We start from the raw sequence: 17,540 nt of genomic DNA, 5'->3' as shown, positions 1-17,540 counted from the left end.
ATGAAAAATGGAAAGTCTTTCGGGGCTTTCCATTTTTTTTGCTTTTGAAGAACCGAAAAAGAAATCAACAAAACCTGTTTCCAATTATGGAAACTCCGTTAACTTTGTGAAAAGATTAGCTTAGTGCACTATTTCAACACACTATTTTTGGAAGAGGCAAGAAAATTCCTTTCACACTTGGATGCAAAGACTCTTCAGAAAGTCCTGTATAACATCGATGTTGCAGAACAGACTCGTGATCCGCGCCTCTTTAAAAAGCTCCAGAACGATATCTGGGAATTTAGGACCAATTTCGGAGGTCAACAAATTAGGCTACTTGCTTTTTGGGACAAACATAATGGCACTGAAACGTTGGTGTTCGCCACACACGGATTTACTAAAAAGGTAGATAAAGTACCGGCCAATGAGATTCGCAGAGCAGTTAATATTCAGAAAACATATTTCGAAAATAAATCAAAAAAATAGCGTTATGGCATCTGAAACAAAAGCTTATACTCTTTCCGAAATGAAGGATTTGTATATCGGCAAATTGGGCACAGAAGAAAGAGATCAATATGAGTATGAACTCAGTATGGACTTGTTGGGAAGGATGATCAAGACCGCCCGGCAGGAACGTAAGTTAACCCAGGAGCAACTTGGAGAACTGGTGGGGGTTCGAAAGGCTCAAATCTCAAAACTTGAAAGCAGCGCGAATAGCGCGACCATAGACACCATTGTAAAAATTTTTAAAGCACTCAAAGCAGATATTCATTTTAACGTTACTCTTGAAAAGCAGCTTTTAAAGCTTGGCTAGCCTAAAAAACAAATGCTCTCAAAACCCTGGCTAACCTCGGAGAAATGGATTTCCAAGAAATAAGATGGAAGCAACGTTTCCACAATTTCAAAAAAGCGATGATGCATCTTGCCAACGCATTGGAGATACCAAATCCGGATATTCTGCAAATGGCTGGCGTAATTCAATTTTTTGAAATGAGCTTTGATCTGGTTTGGAATATAGTGAAGGACTATCTCGAGGAGCAAGGCTTCGTGGATATAAAATCTCCAAGGGGCGCATTAAAAAAAGCTTTTGAAATAGGACTCATCTCCGATGGTCATGAATGGATGGATTTGCTTTTAGACAGAAACCTAACTGCTCATACGTATGATGAACAAAAGGCAACCGAAATGGAGCAATTGATACATAATAAGTATTTCCCGTTGTTGAACGCACTGCTCAATAGCTTTGACGGCAAACTGAATGAAAAATAATTTTGGACTTCGGGATTCTGATCTTATTGCTATTAATGGGGTTCTGACAAAATACCCGCAGATTCAGCACGCATTCATTTTTGGGAGTCGTGCCAAAGGAAATTATAAAACCGGCAGTGATGTTGATATTGCGCTGAAAGGAATTCTAGACTTCAACGTGCTCTCCCAAGTTAGTTATCTGTTAAATGAGGAAACTGCGATGCCCTATAAATTCGATATCCTCATATACGACACGATCCAGGAGCCTGCGTTGAAAGATCATATTGACAGGGTGGGAGTGGAATTTTATTCGGCTTAACTCAATATCTTCGCTGGCAATAAGGCCATGAACACATTATACATCCATGAAAATTGACAAAACAGAGGAGAAGACCGTAACCAAGGTAATTGAGTTTTGGGAAAAGACGGCGAAGATTTCTCCTGAGAAAGCAACCGAGCTACGGAATAGTTATGAAGTGAGGGATTCCAATGTTGATTCTATTGCCCTATATGCCTTGATATCAGCTATTTCTTGTGGATTACTATCTTTCGGCGCGCTGGTTTTAGACGAAAAATGGATTGAGTTATTAAGGAAAGAATGGGGATTTTCGGAAGGAATCGTGGGGCTGCTGTTCGCATTTCTTACGATAGTTTTGGTATATATTGCTGCCCGCAGACAAAAAAGAAATCCCGAGGACGAAGCTAGTAATGAGAGCTATAATATAACCATCATATTGACTACCGCCATTTCGGTCGCCTATTTGGTCAGAAGTTTTCCGCAAATCAATTATGCTATTCCGTTGCTTATTTGCGCCTTTATATTTGGGGGACTGGGAAGCTTTTTACGTTCAAAATTGCTGTGGGCGGTTATGCTCGCTTGTGTTGCTGGCTGGTGGGGAGCTCAAACTTATTATTGGTCGGGAGAAGGATTTAAATTTGCTGGTGCCAATTATCCACTCCGTATGACGCTTTTTAGTCTGGTAATTTGGGGATCGGCGTATCTCGTCTCAAAAATTCCAGCTATATCAGGTTTTCATACACTGACTTACGCAGTCGGTCTTTTTATGTTCCTGACAGCCAGCTGGACGCTCTCCATTTTCGGAAATTATGATGATCTGGAACGCTGGACTTTGATCAAACAAGGTCATTTTTGGTATTGGGCACTTGGCTATTCTCTGATGTTGGTCGGTCTCATTGCTTACGCATTTCGAAGCGGAAATACGATCCTAAGAGATATATGCCTGTCTTTCTTTTTGCTCAATATTTACACGCGATATTTTGAATATTTCTGGGATCGGACCAACAAAGGAATTTTCTTTGCGTTCCTGGCCATTTCGTTCTGGCTGGTTGGCAAGCAAGCTGAGAAATGGCGAAACAAAGAGCTGCAAAAACTGCGAAATGATTTACCACTATAGTTGTTTTGCTACAAAACAATTTGATATAAATTATTCACCATTAGGGAGTTAAGGAAAGTTAAGCTAAATACCCTCAAAATTTTAACGGTTCAACCCGAATTTGCGGACATACAATATTGAATTTATGAGCAATATCAGACCTATACGTCCTAATGAAATAGAGCTGCTTCATTTTCTGCTCGACAAAATAAACCTTGATCCGGTACATTATCCGTTGCCTGATTTGGTTGATGAATATGAGGGTGGAAAAATGGGTAGTATCGGGCTGATCACCGATGAACATGAATATGATGGCGACTTGATCCAGGTGGAGTATTTTGACAGCGACGATGTGCTGGTGGTGATTACGCTTACCAAAAATATTGACGGAAGACTGCTGGATATGGATTTCTGGAAAACAGATTTTTCAGCATTGATCGATTATCCGACAACGGATAAAATCATTTTCCCGGCGGGGTAAAACAATATGCGGGAACTCAATCCCGCATATCATGAATTTGAGATCTCAGAATCAAGAGTCTGACAATTAATGACTTGCCACCCGATCATTTCCTGAGTGAATCAAATATTTCGTTCTAATTGGCAATAAAAGGAGCCTTCCCAACATAAGCAGTGTCATACAACTGCCCCACCATAAACGCTGCAATATCACCTGCGCCAATCTTATCTCCTGGGACATCTGCCAAACTAACCTTAATTCTTCCGGGAAAACTGTGGTATTCTATCATCGGAAGGCGCACCATTGTCCAGTTGACATCACTTTCTGATAAAAGTTGATATACTCGTTGTTTGTCTGCTGATGCTTCTGGAAAATTGGTTTTCATCCACAACGAAGCATCCTGCGTTTCCTGACTTTTTTCGTCGTCCGGACTATCAATATTAAAACCGGAAACCACTATATATCGCTCAATATCAAGCAATTTCATATTATCCAGAATATACTCAGTAGCCTTGGCACAAACCAGCGGCTCATCTTTACGCTGTCCGATGGTGCTCAACACAGCATCCGATCCAGAAAGCAGTTCTACGATCGATTTCTCGTCAATTGCATCTCCCTCCACAATCTCAATCCGTTCAAGGTGATTGGCAAAATCAGCGAGAAATTGGGTTGTATTTCTGAGTAGTACCTTAACGGAAAATCCCTCGCTGAGCAGTTTTTCAACAACAAATTTCCCTGTCCTTCCGCCGCCACCGAGGACGGCAATTTTATGATATGTATTCATCATTTCTCATTTTAAGAAATCAAAAAAATATCGACACCGCATAAAAATACAGTGCAAGTCGCGGTCATAACCACGAAAAATCGATATGTCAGAATGAGATTCGAATGATTCAAAGATAGAAAAATTCATAAAAAATCCAGTAGCCTCCAGAACCGGTCTTTCAGGGAAATTGGTGGATCTCGCAATAAATGACCTCTTTCTTACCAAACCTGACTACCTGACTTCACTTCCCTTCTAATCCCCAAACGAAACATTACGCGTAAACCCGATCCTGAAAACAGTATCGCGATACTTCATATTCTGAAAGCTATTGGACACTTCAACACGTAAGGGAAACCTGATACCGATATCCAAACCGTACCCCAATTCCGTATAGTTTCTTGAGTAAGGAGTCGCCAGATAGTGCGCAAAGAAGTTTTCTTTGATACCCATAATCCGGAACCAGGTGATTTGAGTCAGCAAAAATTTCCTAAGCTCGGTCAGCAAATGGGCTTCCGCGAATTCTTTTCCGGTACTATAATAATAATAGTCGAGATTCCGGAAAGTGGTCAAAGCATCGCCCAGTTGGAAGAAAAACAAGTTTCCGTTGAAATGCTGATAGTCAGGGAATTGAATTTCTTTCTTATTCAAAAACGAGCCCGCTCCGACCTTGTAACTTAATTTACTTTCAATACCCAAATTAAAACCATGACGAAAGCCTATTTGCAGAAAATCGAAATTTACATCGCTATTGAATAAATTTAACCCTTTCCGATAATTGACCGAAAACTGCGGCGATTCGTCATCATAGTAAGTCTTTACACCTTTCCTGATCTTGTATTTTTGCCAAGGCTTATAAGAGCCGAAAACACCAAAAGTAAATGCCTGATGCGCAGGCATACTCGAAGAATAGTCTGTATCGACATGTGACCCATACTCCTCGTTTGCTGGCATATTTGATGTGAAATATCTGCTTTTCCAGTTAAACAAACTATATGGATCCGTATTTCTGACGTTCTGCAACGGACTTCTATCCGCGTATTCAATATTAGCCTTTACCTCGAAATGTTCATTTTTTTGATTGGTGCTAAAATCAAGACGTATGTAGTCTTTTTGATAGATTTTCATAAAATTCTGCTCAAAAAACAACGTCGTTACGCTATTCAGTAATGGATGAAATGGATGTTCGCTATTAAATTGCGAAATACCTTGTCCCCCACTCAAACTGAGCATATTACGCTTCCAGCCATAGTCGACTCCGCCTGAAACCAATAGCTTTTGCCGCGCAAAAGAATACCTTGTCAAACCCTTAAAAGTAAGTTCCGAAGACCGCCGATCCCTACGCCCGTTCATCCCGGTGCCGCCCATAGACGCCTTATACTGAACGCTATCTACCTTTGATTTGAATCTATACCTGAGCTTAAAACCGCCTCCGTTGAACACGATTCCTTCTACTGTATTTACCTGGGCACCCATCAGCGGACTCACATAATCAAGACGCCACGGACTTTTCTTTCCAAATTTGAAAGTATATCCGGTTAAAATGTCGTCAATTACACCCTTTCCCTTACCTTTTTTTGTACTGTCGCCCGATGCAACTTTCAGGCTATCTTTCTGTTCCTCCGTCCCCTCCTGCACCACCACAATACTATCCAGGCGCGTATAGCTTTTAACTTCAGCCAGCGTCAATGGAACGGTTCGTATCGAATCCCAGAAAGCGACGCCCCGCCGATTGGCCATAGAATCGACGACGGTCGAGTCATTCCGAGTGAACTCCATATCCATATCCTCCCCTTTCTTCTCTTTGGCTTTAAGGTCCTGTTTTTCATATTCCTTCATCAGTTTTTTGAGGTTTTTCGCAGAAAACTTTTTCTGCTGAGCCACCAGCTCTTCCAGTTTTTGGGTCTTGATATCTCTGTTTGAAACCTTTACTTCTCGCGCCACGTCTTTTTCTTTCTTGCCATCCACTACCACGATATCGGCTTGAAATGCAGGGTTTATTTTCAGTTTTGAGAACGTTTGAGAAATCACCAGATCTCCCTTTCCTTTAATTCCATATAACCCACCGCTGATATGGAACTGCTGGTTGACAGGCATCCAAACACCTTGCACCGCATTGAATATCTGTTTTATCTCAATATTAATTCCATTATTAACCGTCTGTAAATTAAGGCTATATATACTCCACAAATTCTCTATGATGTATATCGATCCCTTATAAACTCCCTGACCATACGACCTCGGGATGACTTTAATCTTGTTAACTTCAATTCCGTTTTCACGAAAACTTCCCTCATATTCGAACTTGTAATATGCAAAAGCGCGTGGCGATAACGGAGACACTGCTTTTACAACCTCGGGCTGATAAAAACTGGTCAGGAAATAGGCATTGGCTCCGGCGAAATTTTTATCCTGACTATTCCGGGCAGCCAGTACTTTCTGGCTATAATTGTTGGGCTGCCGGAAAGTTACCTCCGAAACGCTCTCGTTCAGAATCGGCACTCCCTTTTTAAAATTGGTCTCCTTTTCCGCCTCTTTCAATTCCTTTTTATATAAAAATTCGAGTGGCAAATCGGTGATTACGAACGACGATTTGCTGTATACCTTGGCCGTATAGCTTTGCACCTGCAGGAAATGATACCTGCTTTTCGCAATCGCGCGACGCATAATCGTATACGCCGGATCTTCATCTTTGCTTCCAATTCTCACCTCGCCCAGATTCAATGCCTGTTCCTCCATCGTCACGTCATAAGTTTGCACACGGTTTTCGATGGTAAAGGCTTTCATGCCGGTTTTGAAGCCCAGGTATTGAAATACAACTTCATAATATCCCGGCTTCAGGTCGAGTTGATATTGCCCTTCGGCGTTCGCAATGGTACCAATGGTGGTGCCGGGCACAGCGATAGCCGCAAAAGGCAGAGGCTCTCCTTTTTGGGTTTTGACGGTACCTTTCAAGCCGGAAGTAACTATCTGAGCAAAAGTAGGGGTAAGTAAAAAACAGGCAAGGAGTAGAGCAATAATGAATCGCATAGGCAGGATTAATATATGGCTAAAAACATGTTCTAGTGTCGCCACTATGATGCACTAAGTTACCATTTAGTTGCTTTTATAAAAAATTTAGATCGTGCAGAGTTGCAAAAGGTTGACCTGATGAATTTCGCACTTTTTGCCGTGAGTAGTTTGACTGCCGATAGTCGAGTGCCGAAGGGCCCTATATGATCCCTTGTGAGTTTTGGTTACTTTTGCGACCGAAACGAGTCAATTAACTATGTCAACAACCAAGCCATCTGCTATTTATTTCCCGGGATTTAATGGAATTCGTTTCCTGGCAGCTTCGGCAGTGTTGTGTCACCATATCGAACAGTTCAAATGGCTTTTCGGCTTCACTGATACCTTTGCGAAAACCAACGAATATCCGGTAGTATATCAGGCGGGCCGGTTAGGAGTAGCTTTGTTTTTTGTTTTAAGCGGCTTTCTGATCACTTATTTGCTATTGGAAGAGCGGAAATCGTCTGGAAAAATCCGAGTTGCTAATTTCTATGTACGCCGGATTTTACGGATATGGCCACTATACTTCTTGATCGTTGCCTTGAGCTTTTTCGTTTTTCCGCATATTTCCGCATTGTATGTACCAGGAGTTTCGGAGCATACATATGACAATTATTGGTCAAAACTGGCGCTTTTCGGCTTAGTTATGCCCAACTTTGCCGTTACGTTTTATCCGGAAATACCTTTTTGCTCACATACCTGGTCTATTGGTGTTGAAGAACAATTTTATCTGATATGGCCGTGGGTAATTGGCGGCCTCAGGTCGCGGAAAGCGATGGTGAAAGGTGCCATCATAGTACTCATCTCGGCCGCTGTTTTCTTTTGGCTGCGCTTTGGAGTTGCCGATGTTTCGAATGACCCCAATTCCGTATTGCTGCTTTTTTCCCACTTCATGGCTCATTTCCGCATCGGAACGATGGCTATTGGCGGCGTTGGTGCATATCTGGTTTTTACAAAACATCCCGTTTTGCAGTTTATATATGATAAAAAGATACAGTGGGTTGTCTACGCTATTCTGGCATATATGTTTACTACCGGCGTCCGCATACCTGGCCTGAATTATGAAGGTTATGCGGTATTTTTCGCCTTCGTGCTTATCAACCTTTCTTCCAATCCCAATTCGATTCTTAACCTGGAAAACCGGCTTTGTAATTTCATGGGCAAGATCTCATACGGATTGTACATGTATCACCCCGTTGCAATTGTAGCCTGTCTCTATATCATCCGGCAGTTCACACCATATAATCTGCTGTTTTCGGTCCTGCTTTATATTTCGAGTTTTGGGTTGACCATTTTACTTGCCTGGATTTCTTATACCTATTTTGAGAAATGGTTCCTGAAATTTAAAGACCGCTTTGCGCCTGGAGTTGAATCTCCAAAAACAAACGTCACCGCGCCAGTTTGACGCTCTGCGGAAGATCAATTACTACTGCCCCAACCATATTTTAAAAGTGGCCACCTTTTCGCGACTCACCAGAATGTCCTGATCGGTGCAATGATCGAGCTGAATTTTCAGCCTGCTGCTGGAATAGGTGAATATGCCCTTGATAGCTTGCACTGAAGATATATACTTTCTGTTTAACCTGAAAAATCTCTCGGGATCAATCATCTCTTCCAGCTCATCGAGGATATAATCAATAATATATTTTTTTCCGTCCGTCGTTTGAAGCAGGGTCACTTTATCTTCGCTGTAAAAAAACGATATCTCATTGATATTCAAGGTCAAAATCCGCTCTCCAGATTTCACCAAAAAGCGATTTTTGTAAACTTTTGATTCTTTTTGAAGCAACACTCTGATATCATCCAATGAGAGAGAAGACGATTTCCGACCTGCTTTAAATTTATCCAGCGCCTGTTTCAAATCCTGAGGTTCAATCGGTTTCAACAGATAATCTATACTATTCAGCTTGAACGCTTTTATTGCATATTGGTCAAATGCTGTACAAAAAATAATGGGCGTCGTCACTTTCACTTTTTCGAAAATCTCAAATGCGATGCCGTCTGCCAGCTGGATATCAAGGAATATCAAATCCGGCTCTGAATGACTTTTCAGCCATTCAACAGCAGACGATACGGAGTCTAAATTTCCAAAAATTTCGCAGTCAGGTATCAGCTCTTTGACAAGCTTCATCAATCTTCTTGCGGCCTGGTTTTCATCTTCAATGACCAGAATTTTCATGGCTATTTTTGTTTAAAATCGAGGACAGGAAGCGTCACTGTGAACTGACCATTAACCTGGGAAATCGTAATCTGCTCATCACTTAACAATGCATACCGCTTTTTGATATTGGATAAACCGATCCCTGATGAATCCTCTAACGAGCTTGTTCTCAACTGTAAAGAATTTTTGACGACCAACTTGCCAAATTCCTCAGAAATCTCAATTAACAGCGGATTTGCGTTCGACACTACATTATGCTTAATGGCATTTTCCAGTAATAGCTGCAGGGAAAGTGACGGTATATAGCCCTTCAAGTTCTCTGAAACCTGAATTGAATATGACAGACTCTCTTCAAAACGGATCTTTTGCAGGGCAAGGTAGTTTTCGGCAAATTCGATTTCCTTTTCTACCGGCACAAGTTCTTCCTGCTGAACATCAAGGACATACCTGTATAATCGCGAAAGTTGTCGGATAAATTGAGAAGCAGTATCCGGATTTTCATATATAAGATTGCTCAGCACATTGAGCGAATTGAACAAGAAATGAGGATTCAACTGCTCTTTCAGCGACTGAAACTGGATCGCATAATGTTCCGTTTTCAATCTCTCAGCTTCGATAGCCGCCTTTCTCCACTCAAACAGAAAGGAACGGCTTACGAATATAAAGGATAATACCAGTCCGATCGTCAGGGGCATTTGTGTCTGGACAACCAGCCATTTCCAGGGTATATCGTCAACGGTAAATTGTGGATAAAAGACGCTGTAAAGAATAAAGTATACAACAAACGAAAAGCTGAAGGCATATATCAAATAGGTCAGAAGCTCAAAAACAAAACGTTTCGCGGGATAATGAATCCAGGGCATCTTCCTGTCGAACAAAATCTGGATCCGATATGCCCCATGTGCCAGTCCGGCGCTGAATATGGAAGAGATGAGAATGTTATCCCACGATTTCAAAAACAAATCCAGTGAAAGGAGGCAACCGGGGCAGAATGAGAATGTAACAACAACACCTATTAAAAGATTTGCCACCAAAAACCTCGGTGAAAATTTCCAAAAGTGACTACTTCCACGAATATGGTCTCCCATGGATACTTATATCTTTTTTATTTTCAACTATTTGCAACTTCCCGCAATCTGATCCGCCAGCCTTTTACCCCATGTTGGTAACATCTCTTCTTTCAATTTTGCATCGTCTTGCTGAGCAAATATAGCCAGACTTTGTTTCGCCATCCCGCACGCTTTTTCGGTACCTGATTTGAAAAATTGCGCCATGCCGTATTCCATCTGAGCCATCAAAGCGAGTGCTCTCGGATTTTCTTTGTTCAGCCCCAATGCTTTTCCATAATGCTGCATCACCTGTCCAGACATGGTTTGGCCGCGACTTCCCGGATCCGCACTTAGTTTCGCCATTAACACAAAGCCATATAGTGCTTCAATTTCCGAATTATCCGGCAAAATACTTTGTGCTTGTTTAATATACCCCTCCGCCTCGTCGAGCACCGCATCTTTTTTATCCATATTTAACGACTTATCAAAACTGCTGTAAACCAACGCAAGTGCATTGTAATACAATGGCAGCCATTCGGTTTTATTTAATGCAGCAATCCTGTTAAACGCATTGGCAGAAGCAATATATGCCGGAAGCGTATCCGCTTTCGAAAACTTTTCCAGCTCCTTTTTCATAGCTTTTTGGTAGGGCGATTCCTGCGCTGTTGCGTTTATAAATGTACCCAGCGAAACAATAAGTAGTGCGAAGATCCTTTTCATGATTTGATATGGTTGTTGTTTAAGTTAATTTCTATTTAAAACATTTAATATGAGCAATTTAAATTCCAGGATCAGCCTTCGACAAGGTCAGACAAACAGGCATTTTGCCATTTTCAAGCTTCTTTTACTACCAATCTGAAAGCTCAAACCTAATAGCTACATGTTATTCAGCTGGTTTGCGTTTTTGTCTTTTGAAAATGTGATGAAAACTCCGAGAAACAGGAATCGTCTTGATCCCTGGCCTGAGGGTAGACTGGCGAAATGTCCTGATTCGTCCGGAATCTCGGCATATTGATATCCAAAAATGTTGTTGCGCCCGAGCAGATTAGAGCAAGCGAGGTGTATAATCACGTTTGGCTTCGGCAGGTAGCTCCAACTTACGCTCACGTCGCTGTACATTTTTGTTTTGGATTCCATCTCGCCGGCGATGTTCGGGTCGTCATAAGTATACCCGCTGTTCCAAACCCAGGATGCTCCCAATTGCGATTTGAGCGGGCGTACAAATCGTTTCACGACCGCTGAGCCATTATGTTTGGGTGCGAAAGACGGTTGAACTCGAGTTTCATAAGTGGCATATGAGCGGCGACTGTCCACGAAGCTGTAAGTAAGCCAGAAATCCATGCCCTGAATACTCTTCTTATCACGATAGAAAAAATCAAGACCTCTTGCATACCCACTGCCATTTTCGGTGATCTGAACCGGATTTGCAGCCGTGCCTTTGAACGTTGCCAGATTTGAATAATTCTTGTAAAAAGCCTCAGCACGAAACGTGCGGCTATCACCTGCATAGAAATAGTTAAGAATATAGTGCGTCGCCTCCGTGTTTTTAAGGTTGTTATTGAGCACCCTCAGCTTTTCAACAGGCAGCTGTTTGAATATACCACTCGCAAAAGAAACCTGTCCTTTATTGGCAAATCGGTATGCAAGCGAGCCACGCGGCGTCAGCCAGCTTTGTTTGGCCAGCGTACTATATCCGGCACGCAGCCCCGCCCGAAGTACCAGACTGTTGCTGATATAGTAGTCCGCTTCTGAGAAATAGTTAAACTGGTTATCTGTAAATTGGTGTATCAGGTTCGCATTGAGATCCTTTTCATAGTAGGATTTAAGGTACAGCTCAACCCCGTTTTTGAGCGAAAATCCTGACGAAAAGTCCTTAACTGCTACTGCCTTCAAATGGCCAATATTATTCCCGATTTCAAAATGGTCCGTACCGCGTTCAATCTGATCTTTGCTGGACGAATAAGCACCGCCACCGTAATAGGTCCAGCCGTTTTTGTACGTCTGACGGAAAGAGATATTTCCATAATTATATCGGTTGTCCAACTTCACGCGAAGTCCTCTGCCTTCCTGGCCAGGTTGTGGTTGCCAGATCGTCATTCCGTTTCCTTCGGTGTGAAAATATGCCTTTATAATACCTGTACTTCCATTACCTGTGTTCTCCATTTTGTGACGAAGAGAAATCTCTGAATCCCACCCTACCGGACTTCTTTCCCAATCAAAATTCTGCTTTACGAGAGCCTGATATGGTTTCAGGTTCATATAATTGGCGGAAGCGGTAAGCGCATTATTCTTTCCGACCAAAGTCTGGGTATATCCTCCGCCGACTGACATTATGCTAATATCTCCCTGGTTGCGCAATGGCATATCAATCGTATTTAAAGAAAGCGCCGACGAAAGTGCCTGACCATATTCAGCCGAATAACCTCCTGTACTGAAAAAAGTACCTTTAAAAAGATTGCTGCTGAATCTTGTCCGGGTCGGAACGCCTGAGACCGTGCTTCCGAAAGCATTGCCAACCTGCAGCCCGTCTATATACATATTGGTTTCTGAGGCATCGCCCCCTCTCACAAACAGCCTGCCATCGTTACCTACTGACGCGTTTCCAGGCAGAGTATGCAGCGCACCCGTTATATCACCCATGGCACCGGAGGTTGTTACTATATCAATGGGTTTGAGCACAACCGCCTTTTTCTGATCATTTGCGTCCAGGGAGCCTGCGCTGATTGTCACTGCATTCAACACATTAACCAGTTCACTTAACTTCGCATCGGTCACAATCTCGTGACCGTTAAGTGATATTTCAATTTCTTGTGTTTTGAAGCCAATTGATTGAAAAACAATTGTTTGCTTCCCTTTGGCATCGGTTTCGAAACTATACTTTCCATCATTGTCGGAAGAGGCGCCGTCGTAGGTGTTTTTGAGAGTAATATTAACACCAGGAAGTACATTTCCCTTACTATCGGCGACTTGCCCGCGAAGGATAATTTGGGCGGACGTTTGAGTTGAGAATAATATCAGTAATAGTAAAAAAGCTTTCATAGGCTCGCTGTGGGAAAGATCTGATTCAAATTTGGATCAGGAAAAATCACTGCGAAAACCGTCCTTACTAAAATGACAGATTTGATGGATGAAACGAAATTATGAACTACCAGACTGTCGAGGCCAAAATCCAGTATTCCACGATTTCGCCACGCACCCCAATTGTTGATACCCAAGTTTCCTCAGATTCACACTTTTGGGTAATCACTGAAATATGATATTACACATAATTCAATATCAGCATTTTACCATTTCAAAAACTCGGCTATATCATAATTATGGGTCGTTTTGACGCCAGCCGATTGGCTCATTTTCCTCACTTGGCACACTTATTTAATATTTGATGCAGAGACAAATAAAGACAACAGAAACAACTTCAACCAAATTTATCATGATAGCGTCAATTGGAAATAACGGAACAAAAAGCCTGAAGCCGGGAGCAGTTTTGATGGTTTCGGGAGCAAAAACTGAAACAGAAGCTCAAACTAAACTTGAGGCTTTTCTGAACACAAGCAAGCGCAACGATCTAGGCTATATGTCTATCTCCAAAGATTATTTTCTTCTCTATCTAAAATAAAAAGTAAGGCAGTAGTATCATATGAAAACAAAATCAACTAACGATAAATCAATCAATTCGGGCACTTTCAGATTATTTGGCCAGAAACTCATCAACATCATTATACATCGTGAAGATGTTGACAAAATTTTGCCAGTAAACAAAGGCCGGGCCTGCATCATTCACCTCAAAAACAAAGTTCCCTATGTGGTAGGCGAAAGTATGGACGAGGTATATCGCAAGCTTAGCTGGAGTTGATAGCTTACCGGACTAAGGCAGGTCTAGATTTTTTTGAAATTTTGCAATTTTTAGGATGGTGAGAATTTGGCAGAATGTGATTGAATTGTAAAAAGAGCCTAGGTCTTAATAACAAAATCAAGTACGGAGGATTTCAGATTGAGCCCAAATAAAATTCCCGACAAGGAAAGATATTCTTTCTTCTGTCGGGAATTTATGTTGATGGATAACTTATGATTACAGATCGATCGTTTCCAAAGGCGATTTCTTCGAAACTGAGGATAGCCAGACGTACCCCAAAATTCCTGAAAAGACCGACCCGCACAATATCGCAAATTTTGCTTCGGCCAATATCAGCTCATGGCCAGCAAAAGAAAGCAATGCGATAAACACGGACATGGTAAAGCCAATTCCACCCAGCATTCCAACACCCAATACATGCTTCCAGCCAGCCTTGCTTGGAATATTAGCAAGACCCAGTTTTACGGCGATCCATGAAATCAAAGTGATTCCCAATGGTTTTCCTACTACCAGACCAACCATAATTCCTAAGCCCAAAGACGTCGTCAGCCCGTGGATCATTTCTGGCTCAAACTTAATATTGGTGTTTGCTATGGCAAAAATGGGCATAATTAAAAAATTAACGGGGTTGACAAGTATGTGCTCCAATTTCTCGAGAGGTGACTCATCAGCTGTCTCATTTGTTGGAATGGCAAAGGCTGTCAAAACCCCGGCAACCGTGGCATGAACGCCTGAATGATGGATAAAATACCAAATAAAGGCTCCCGGAATAATATAAGCTACCAGATTTGTCACGCCCATTTTGTTGAAAACAAGTAAGAGGGCGAACACTCCTCCGGCATACAGAAGGTATATAAAGTGTATATCTGAAGAATAAAAAATAGCGATTACTAAAATCGCCATGAGATCGTCAACGATGGCGAGTGCGGCCAGAAACACTTTAAGTGAAGCCGGCACTTTGCTGCCTAACATGGTGATGATCGCGATCGCGAATGCAATATCCGTTGCCATTGGTATTCCCCAGCCCTTTTCGGTGGGTGTGCCCGCATTAAACAGGAAATAGATAGTGGCTGGCGCCAAAACCCCGCCAATTGCTGCGACAATAGGCAATGCGGCCTTTTTAAAACTCGACAATTCCCCTTCGACTAATTCCCGCTTGATCTCCAGTCCCACGAGCAAAAAAAAGATCGCCATCAGGCCATCGTTAATCCAAAACAAAATAGGGTATCGCAGGTGCAGGGACTCCAGGTTGATACCGACTTCCGTACCAAGAAAACGCTCCAAATAAACTCCCCATTGGGAATTGGCGATGAAGAGTGAAATCAGAACGCAGGCGATAAGAATAAGGCCTCCTGTTGAGCCTGATTGTAAGAATTCCTTGAAAGGTTTGAGGTTAATAAGTCGAGCCATGGTGGCAATTTAGGAAAAAATGTTGGCGAGGATGGAAAAGGTCGCAAATTCTAAAAATATATGAAACCGTTCCCGCATATCTCCTGCTAATTTCTTCTCTGCCTTTGTTTTCCATTTGCCCGATAACCGAAACAAGGGAAATTTGTCATATTATTAGAATAATACAATTATAAAAATCAAAATTACCAAATTGTTATTTATGCATTACAATCTTCTCGAAAATTTTACACACGTCTTATTTTATTCTGTTTTGGGAGCAGCATGCCAAATTTTATATAACTCCTGCTTTTCAATACAAAATTGATTTATTGCACTTTACTTATATTCAGAAAAATCATGAAGTAGGATTTTTCCACCAAATTATATATCGAAAATCAACTCTAAAATTCCATAAATAGCTCATCATCACCAATAACCGTTCACCATACCAAATATCCTTTCGTAACATTTCCCATAAATAAGGATATAGCATCAATTATTTTTGTAGAGTCAAATATGACAAAGACAAGACACAAAAAATAATCATTACTATGAAAAGTTCAATTAAGTCAATTATAGCAGTAGCTGCACTAAGTTTATCAATCGTATTTACAGCAGCAGCTGAAGGTAACCTGAAAGTTACAAACATGAACAAAGTTCTACCTGCTTCGGCACCAGCATTGGACACACCGGCACCTGAAAAAGTAAAGCCATCGGTAGATTCTAAAAAATACTCACCGCAACAAAAAATGTCAATCGTAGAATTGAAAGTTTCGGGCAGCGATAAAAAATAAAGGTTAGAGTAAATTAGGAAGGTTAAGTTAGGGAGGAAAAAGGAGAGGCAATTTGCTTCTCCTTTTTTTATGCATTCATCAGGCGAAACTGGTAGTGGGCTTTTTAGGCAATTTCCTTTTTTCTGAGCCTATAAAATATTCAAGATAGGTATTCCCCAAAACCAACAGAACAAGACCCATGAAGGCCTGAATATAGGTAAAATGAATTAATACCTGACTCCAGCTCAGCTCCTTTATAAAAAACTCTTTATACAGCAGTAAACCAGCACTGCCCATATAGCCGATACTTTCACATATATAAACAAAAAAACCTGCGTTGGCCTTCATTTGGAATCGCGCGATCATGCGTTCGAAAACCACAGTCTGGATGGCGGTGTAAGACAAAAAGAAACCTACGCCTATTACCAGCATCCATGTAAAACCGGAGATATAGCTGTTTTGAAATAAAAACGTGGCAATACCGCTCAGTAACATTCCGCTCAGCAATATCATATTGGTCAGCCTGAAACCCCACTTATTACTTTTCACAAAAGCCAGGCTTCCGATCACGATAAACACTACAAAGCCGGCTATCATTTCAGTTTTTGCCAATACCCCACTTGACCAGCTGGCGTCAATTTCATTCCAGATCTCAATGGTGAAATTGTCTCTAAAATCCCGGACGACGACCAAAATGGCATAGCACATCACCAAACAAATGATCGGGAAACCATATTGGATCAAAATATTCTTTTTATCTCGGTTCGTCATCGGCACTCTTTCGGTACGGTGTTGTTTGTCATCTTCCGTGGGGGCCGGGAGTATCGCCAACATGCCAACACACAATAGGAACAGAGGAAAAAAAAGCGCCCCCATTAAAGCTGGCATCCAAAATTCGGTTACCACTGGCAATATCGCATGCAAATCGAGGTATATTGTTTTCAATATCCCAGAAGACACTACGACACTGATACTCAGACCCATGGCAATCATTTCTGTAAATCGGCGGCCTTCGAGAAAGCTGAATACGATTCCATATACCATTCCGAGCGGCAGACCATTGACGAAAAGAAAAATGAAATTATACGGGTATGGGACCAATCCGAATAGTAATAATGCTATTTCCGCAACCACGATCAAACCGATTATTAATTTAATCCTGTCAGGGGCTTTGAGTTCTGATATGACTTTAATACCCATAAACTTTGACAGAGTATAGCCTGCCACTTGCGCTATAATCAATATGGCTTTGTATGCCACCCCTCCCACTTCCAGGCCCTCATACAAACCGGCGCTAAACGGCTTCCGGAAAGCATACATGCAAAAATACGCTCCAAACGACGCAACCACCGCCCATATGACGAATGCTGTATTTGATTCAGACAAGGTTCTCTTGATACGAGCAAGCATGAGCAATGAGTTA

Annotated in this window: 18 protein-coding genes; 10 read left to right on the top strand and 8 right to left on the bottom strand. The window is 41.7% G+C overall.

The features are described 5' to 3' along the window. Nucleotides 1-123: 123 nt before the first annotated feature. The 6 genes from AC1XUD_RS21615 to AC1XUD_RS21590 all read left to right on the top strand — a co-directional run bounded on the left by AC1XUD_RS21615 (nt 124) and on the right by AC1XUD_RS21590 (nt 3,102). Nucleotides 124-465, top strand: a complete 342-nt coding sequence (locus AC1XUD_RS21615) for a type II toxin-antitoxin system RelE/ParE family toxin (RefSeq protein ID WP_483363104.1) — start codon at nt 124-126, stop codon at nt 463-465. Between the two features lie 4 nt (nt 466-469). After that, nucleotides 470-793 carry a helix-turn-helix domain-containing protein gene (locus AC1XUD_RS21610; RefSeq protein WP_483363103.1) on the top strand — a complete coding sequence of 108 codons (324 nt, stop codon included), beginning with the start codon at nt 470-472 and terminating at the stop codon, nt 791-793. A 44-nt stretch (nt 794-837) separates the two neighbouring features. After that, nucleotides 838-1,248 (top strand): nucleotidyltransferase substrate binding protein, encoded by a 411-nt coding sequence (locus tag AC1XUD_RS21605; RefSeq protein ID WP_483363102.1) that lies wholly within the window; start codon nt 838-840, stop codon nt 1,246-1,248. Further along, on the top strand, nt 1,238-1,546 hold the full coding sequence (locus AC1XUD_RS21600; protein WP_483363101.1) for a nucleotidyltransferase family protein: 309 nt from the start codon (nt 1,238-1,240) through the stop codon (nt 1,544-1,546). Before AC1XUD_RS21605 ends, AC1XUD_RS21600 begins: the two co-directional genes overlap by 11 nt. A gap of 46 nt (nt 1,547-1,592) precedes the next feature. After that, entirely contained in the window at nt 1,593-2,642 is a 1,050-nt protein-coding gene (locus AC1XUD_RS21595; RefSeq protein ID WP_483363100.1) for a hypothetical protein, read from the top strand. 124 nt (nt 2,643-2,766) lie between these two features. Next, entirely contained in the window at nt 2,767-3,102 is a 336-nt protein-coding gene (locus AC1XUD_RS21590) for a DUF6984 family protein (protein WP_483363099.1), read from the top strand. A 115-nt stretch (nt 3,103-3,217) separates the two neighbouring features. Here the strand turns inward: AC1XUD_RS21590 and AC1XUD_RS21585 are convergent, their stop codons facing one another. Both AC1XUD_RS21585 and AC1XUD_RS21580 read right to left on the bottom strand, forming a co-directional pair. Next, complete coding sequence (locus tag AC1XUD_RS21585; protein WP_483363098.1) at nt 3,218-3,868, bottom strand: NAD(P)-dependent oxidoreductase; 651 nt, start codon at nt 3,866-3,868, stop codon at nt 3,218-3,220. Nucleotides 3,869-4,099: 231 nt separating this feature from the next. Continuing rightward, nucleotides 4,100-6,874: a DUF5686 and carboxypeptidase regulatory-like domain-containing protein gene (locus AC1XUD_RS21580; RefSeq protein WP_483363097.1), complete on the bottom strand. Its 2,775-nt coding sequence runs from the start codon at nt 6,872-6,874 to the stop codon at nt 4,100-4,102. A 238-nt stretch (nt 6,875-7,112) separates the two neighbouring features. Between AC1XUD_RS21580 and AC1XUD_RS21575 the strand changes: the two genes are divergently transcribed. Continuing rightward, nucleotides 7,113-8,297 (top strand): acyltransferase family protein, encoded by a 1,185-nt coding sequence (locus AC1XUD_RS21575; protein ID WP_483363096.1) that lies wholly within the window; start codon nt 7,113-7,115, stop codon nt 8,295-8,297. Between the two features lie 21 nt (nt 8,298-8,318). Here AC1XUD_RS21575 and AC1XUD_RS21570 read toward each other — a convergent pair whose 3' ends face one another. The 4 genes from AC1XUD_RS21570 to AC1XUD_RS21555 all read right to left on the bottom strand — a co-directional run bounded on the left by AC1XUD_RS21570 (nt 8,319) and on the right by AC1XUD_RS21555 (nt 13,141). Next, nucleotides 8,319-9,071 carry a LytR/AlgR family response regulator transcription factor gene (locus AC1XUD_RS21570; protein ID WP_483363095.1) on the bottom strand — a complete coding sequence of 251 codons (753 nt, stop codon included), beginning with the start codon at nt 9,069-9,071 and terminating at the stop codon, nt 8,319-8,321. 2 nt (nt 9,072-9,073) lie between these two features. Continuing rightward, a complete protein-coding gene (locus AC1XUD_RS21565) occupies nt 9,074-10,141 on the bottom strand; it encodes a sensor histidine kinase (RefSeq protein ID WP_483363094.1) in 1,068 nt (355 codons plus the stop codon). A 27-nt stretch (nt 10,142-10,168) separates the two neighbouring features. After that, nucleotides 10,169-10,822: a tetratricopeptide repeat protein gene (locus AC1XUD_RS21560; protein ID WP_483363093.1), complete on the bottom strand. Its 654-nt coding sequence runs from the start codon at nt 10,820-10,822 to the stop codon at nt 10,169-10,171. Nucleotides 10,823-10,978: 156 nt separating this feature from the next. Beyond that, nucleotides 10,979-13,141, bottom strand: coding sequence for a TonB-dependent receptor (locus AC1XUD_RS21555; RefSeq protein WP_483363092.1), 2,163 nt, complete (start codon nt 13,139-13,141; stop codon nt 10,979-10,981). A 391-nt stretch (nt 13,142-13,532) separates the two neighbouring features. Here AC1XUD_RS21555 and AC1XUD_RS21550 point away from each other — a divergent pair, with 391 nt between their 5' ends. Continuing rightward, nucleotides 13,533-13,718: a hypothetical protein gene (locus tag AC1XUD_RS21550; RefSeq protein ID WP_483363091.1), complete on the top strand. Its 186-nt coding sequence runs from the start codon at nt 13,533-13,535 to the stop codon at nt 13,716-13,718. 21 nt (nt 13,719-13,739) lie between these two features. Then, complete coding sequence (locus AC1XUD_RS21545) at nt 13,740-13,955, top strand: hypothetical protein (RefSeq protein WP_483363090.1); 216 nt, start codon at nt 13,740-13,742, stop codon at nt 13,953-13,955. A gap of 216 nt (nt 13,956-14,171) precedes the next feature. Here the strand turns inward: AC1XUD_RS21545 and nhaA are convergent, their stop codons facing one another. Continuing rightward, on the bottom strand, nt 14,172-15,365 hold the full coding sequence (gene nhaA, locus AC1XUD_RS21540) for a Na+/H+ antiporter NhaA (protein WP_483363089.1): 1,194 nt from the start codon (nt 15,363-15,365) through the stop codon (nt 14,172-14,174). A gap of 530 nt (nt 15,366-15,895) precedes the next feature. Between nhaA and AC1XUD_RS21535 the strand changes: the two genes are divergently transcribed. Further along, nucleotides 15,896-16,138: a hypothetical protein gene (locus AC1XUD_RS21535; protein ID WP_483363088.1), complete on the top strand. Its 243-nt coding sequence runs from the start codon at nt 15,896-15,898 to the stop codon at nt 16,136-16,138. A 78-nt stretch (nt 16,139-16,216) separates the two neighbouring features. On the opposite strand, the gene AC1XUD_RS21530 is transcribed toward AC1XUD_RS21535, so the two are convergent. Further along, nucleotides 16,217-17,527 carry a DUF5690 family protein gene (locus AC1XUD_RS21530; protein ID WP_483363087.1) on the bottom strand — a complete coding sequence of 437 codons (1,311 nt, stop codon included), beginning with the start codon at nt 17,525-17,527 and terminating at the stop codon, nt 16,217-16,219. Between the last annotated feature and the right edge of the window lie 13 nt (nt 17,528-17,540).

The sequence above is a fragment of the Dyadobacter sp. HNCC25DJ184 genome, from assembly GCF_056895215.1.
This window is presented reverse-complemented; position numbering and strand designations above follow the sequence as displayed.

Bases quoted from the DNA above. Each gene is read 5' to 3' on its own strand.
- AC1XUD_RS21575 (WP_483363096.1), top strand. From the start codon at position 7,113: ATGTCAACAACCAAGCCATCTGCTATTTATTTCCCGGGATTTAATGGA.
- AC1XUD_RS21545 (WP_483363090.1), top strand. From the start codon at position 13,740: ATGAAAACAAAATCAACTAACGATAAATCAATCAATTCGGGCACTTTC.
- AC1XUD_RS21535 (WP_483363088.1), top strand. From the start codon at position 15,896: ATGAAAAGTTCAATTAAGTCAATTATAGCAGTAGCTGCACTAAGTTTA.
- AC1XUD_RS21585 (WP_483363098.1), bottom strand. From the start codon at position 3,868: ATGATGAATACATATCATAAAATTGCCGTCCTCGGTGGCGGCGGAAGG.
- AC1XUD_RS21595 (WP_483363100.1), top strand. From the start codon at position 1,593: ATGAAAATTGACAAAACAGAGGAGAAGACCGTAACCAAGGTAATTGAG.
- AC1XUD_RS21560 (WP_483363093.1), bottom strand. From the start codon at position 10,822: ATGAAAAGGATCTTCGCACTACTTATTGTTTCGCTGGGTACATTTATA.
- AC1XUD_RS21590 (WP_483363099.1), top strand. From the start codon at position 2,767: ATGAGCAATATCAGACCTATACGTCCTAATGAAATAGAGCTGCTTCAT.
- AC1XUD_RS21530 (WP_483363087.1), bottom strand. From the start codon at position 17,527: ATGCTTGCTCGTATCAAGAGAACCTTGTCTGAATCAAATACAGCATTC.
- AC1XUD_RS21570 (WP_483363095.1), bottom strand. From the start codon at position 9,071: ATGAAAATTCTGGTCATTGAAGATGAAAACCAGGCCGCAAGAAGATTG.
- AC1XUD_RS21550 (WP_483363091.1), top strand. From the start codon at position 13,533: ATGATAGCGTCAATTGGAAATAACGGAACAAAAAGCCTGAAGCCGGGA.
- nhaA (WP_483363089.1), bottom strand. From the start codon at position 15,365: ATGGCTCGACTTATTAACCTCAAACCTTTCAAGGAATTCTTACAATCA.
- AC1XUD_RS21555 (WP_483363092.1), bottom strand. From the start codon at position 13,141: ATGAAAGCTTTTTTACTATTACTGATATTATTCTCAACTCAAACGTCC.
- AC1XUD_RS21565 (WP_483363094.1), bottom strand. From the start codon at position 10,141: ATGGGAGACCATATTCGTGGAAGTAGTCACTTTTGGAAATTTTCACCG.
- AC1XUD_RS21605 (WP_483363102.1), top strand. From the start codon at position 838: ATGGATTTCCAAGAAATAAGATGGAAGCAACGTTTCCACAATTTCAAA.
- AC1XUD_RS21580 (WP_483363097.1), bottom strand. From the start codon at position 6,874: ATGCGATTCATTATTGCTCTACTCCTTGCCTGTTTTTTACTTACCCCT.
- AC1XUD_RS21610 (WP_483363103.1), top strand. From the start codon at position 470: ATGGCATCTGAAACAAAAGCTTATACTCTTTCCGAAATGAAGGATTTG.
- AC1XUD_RS21600 (WP_483363101.1), top strand. From the start codon at position 1,238: ATGAAAAATAATTTTGGACTTCGGGATTCTGATCTTATTGCTATTAAT.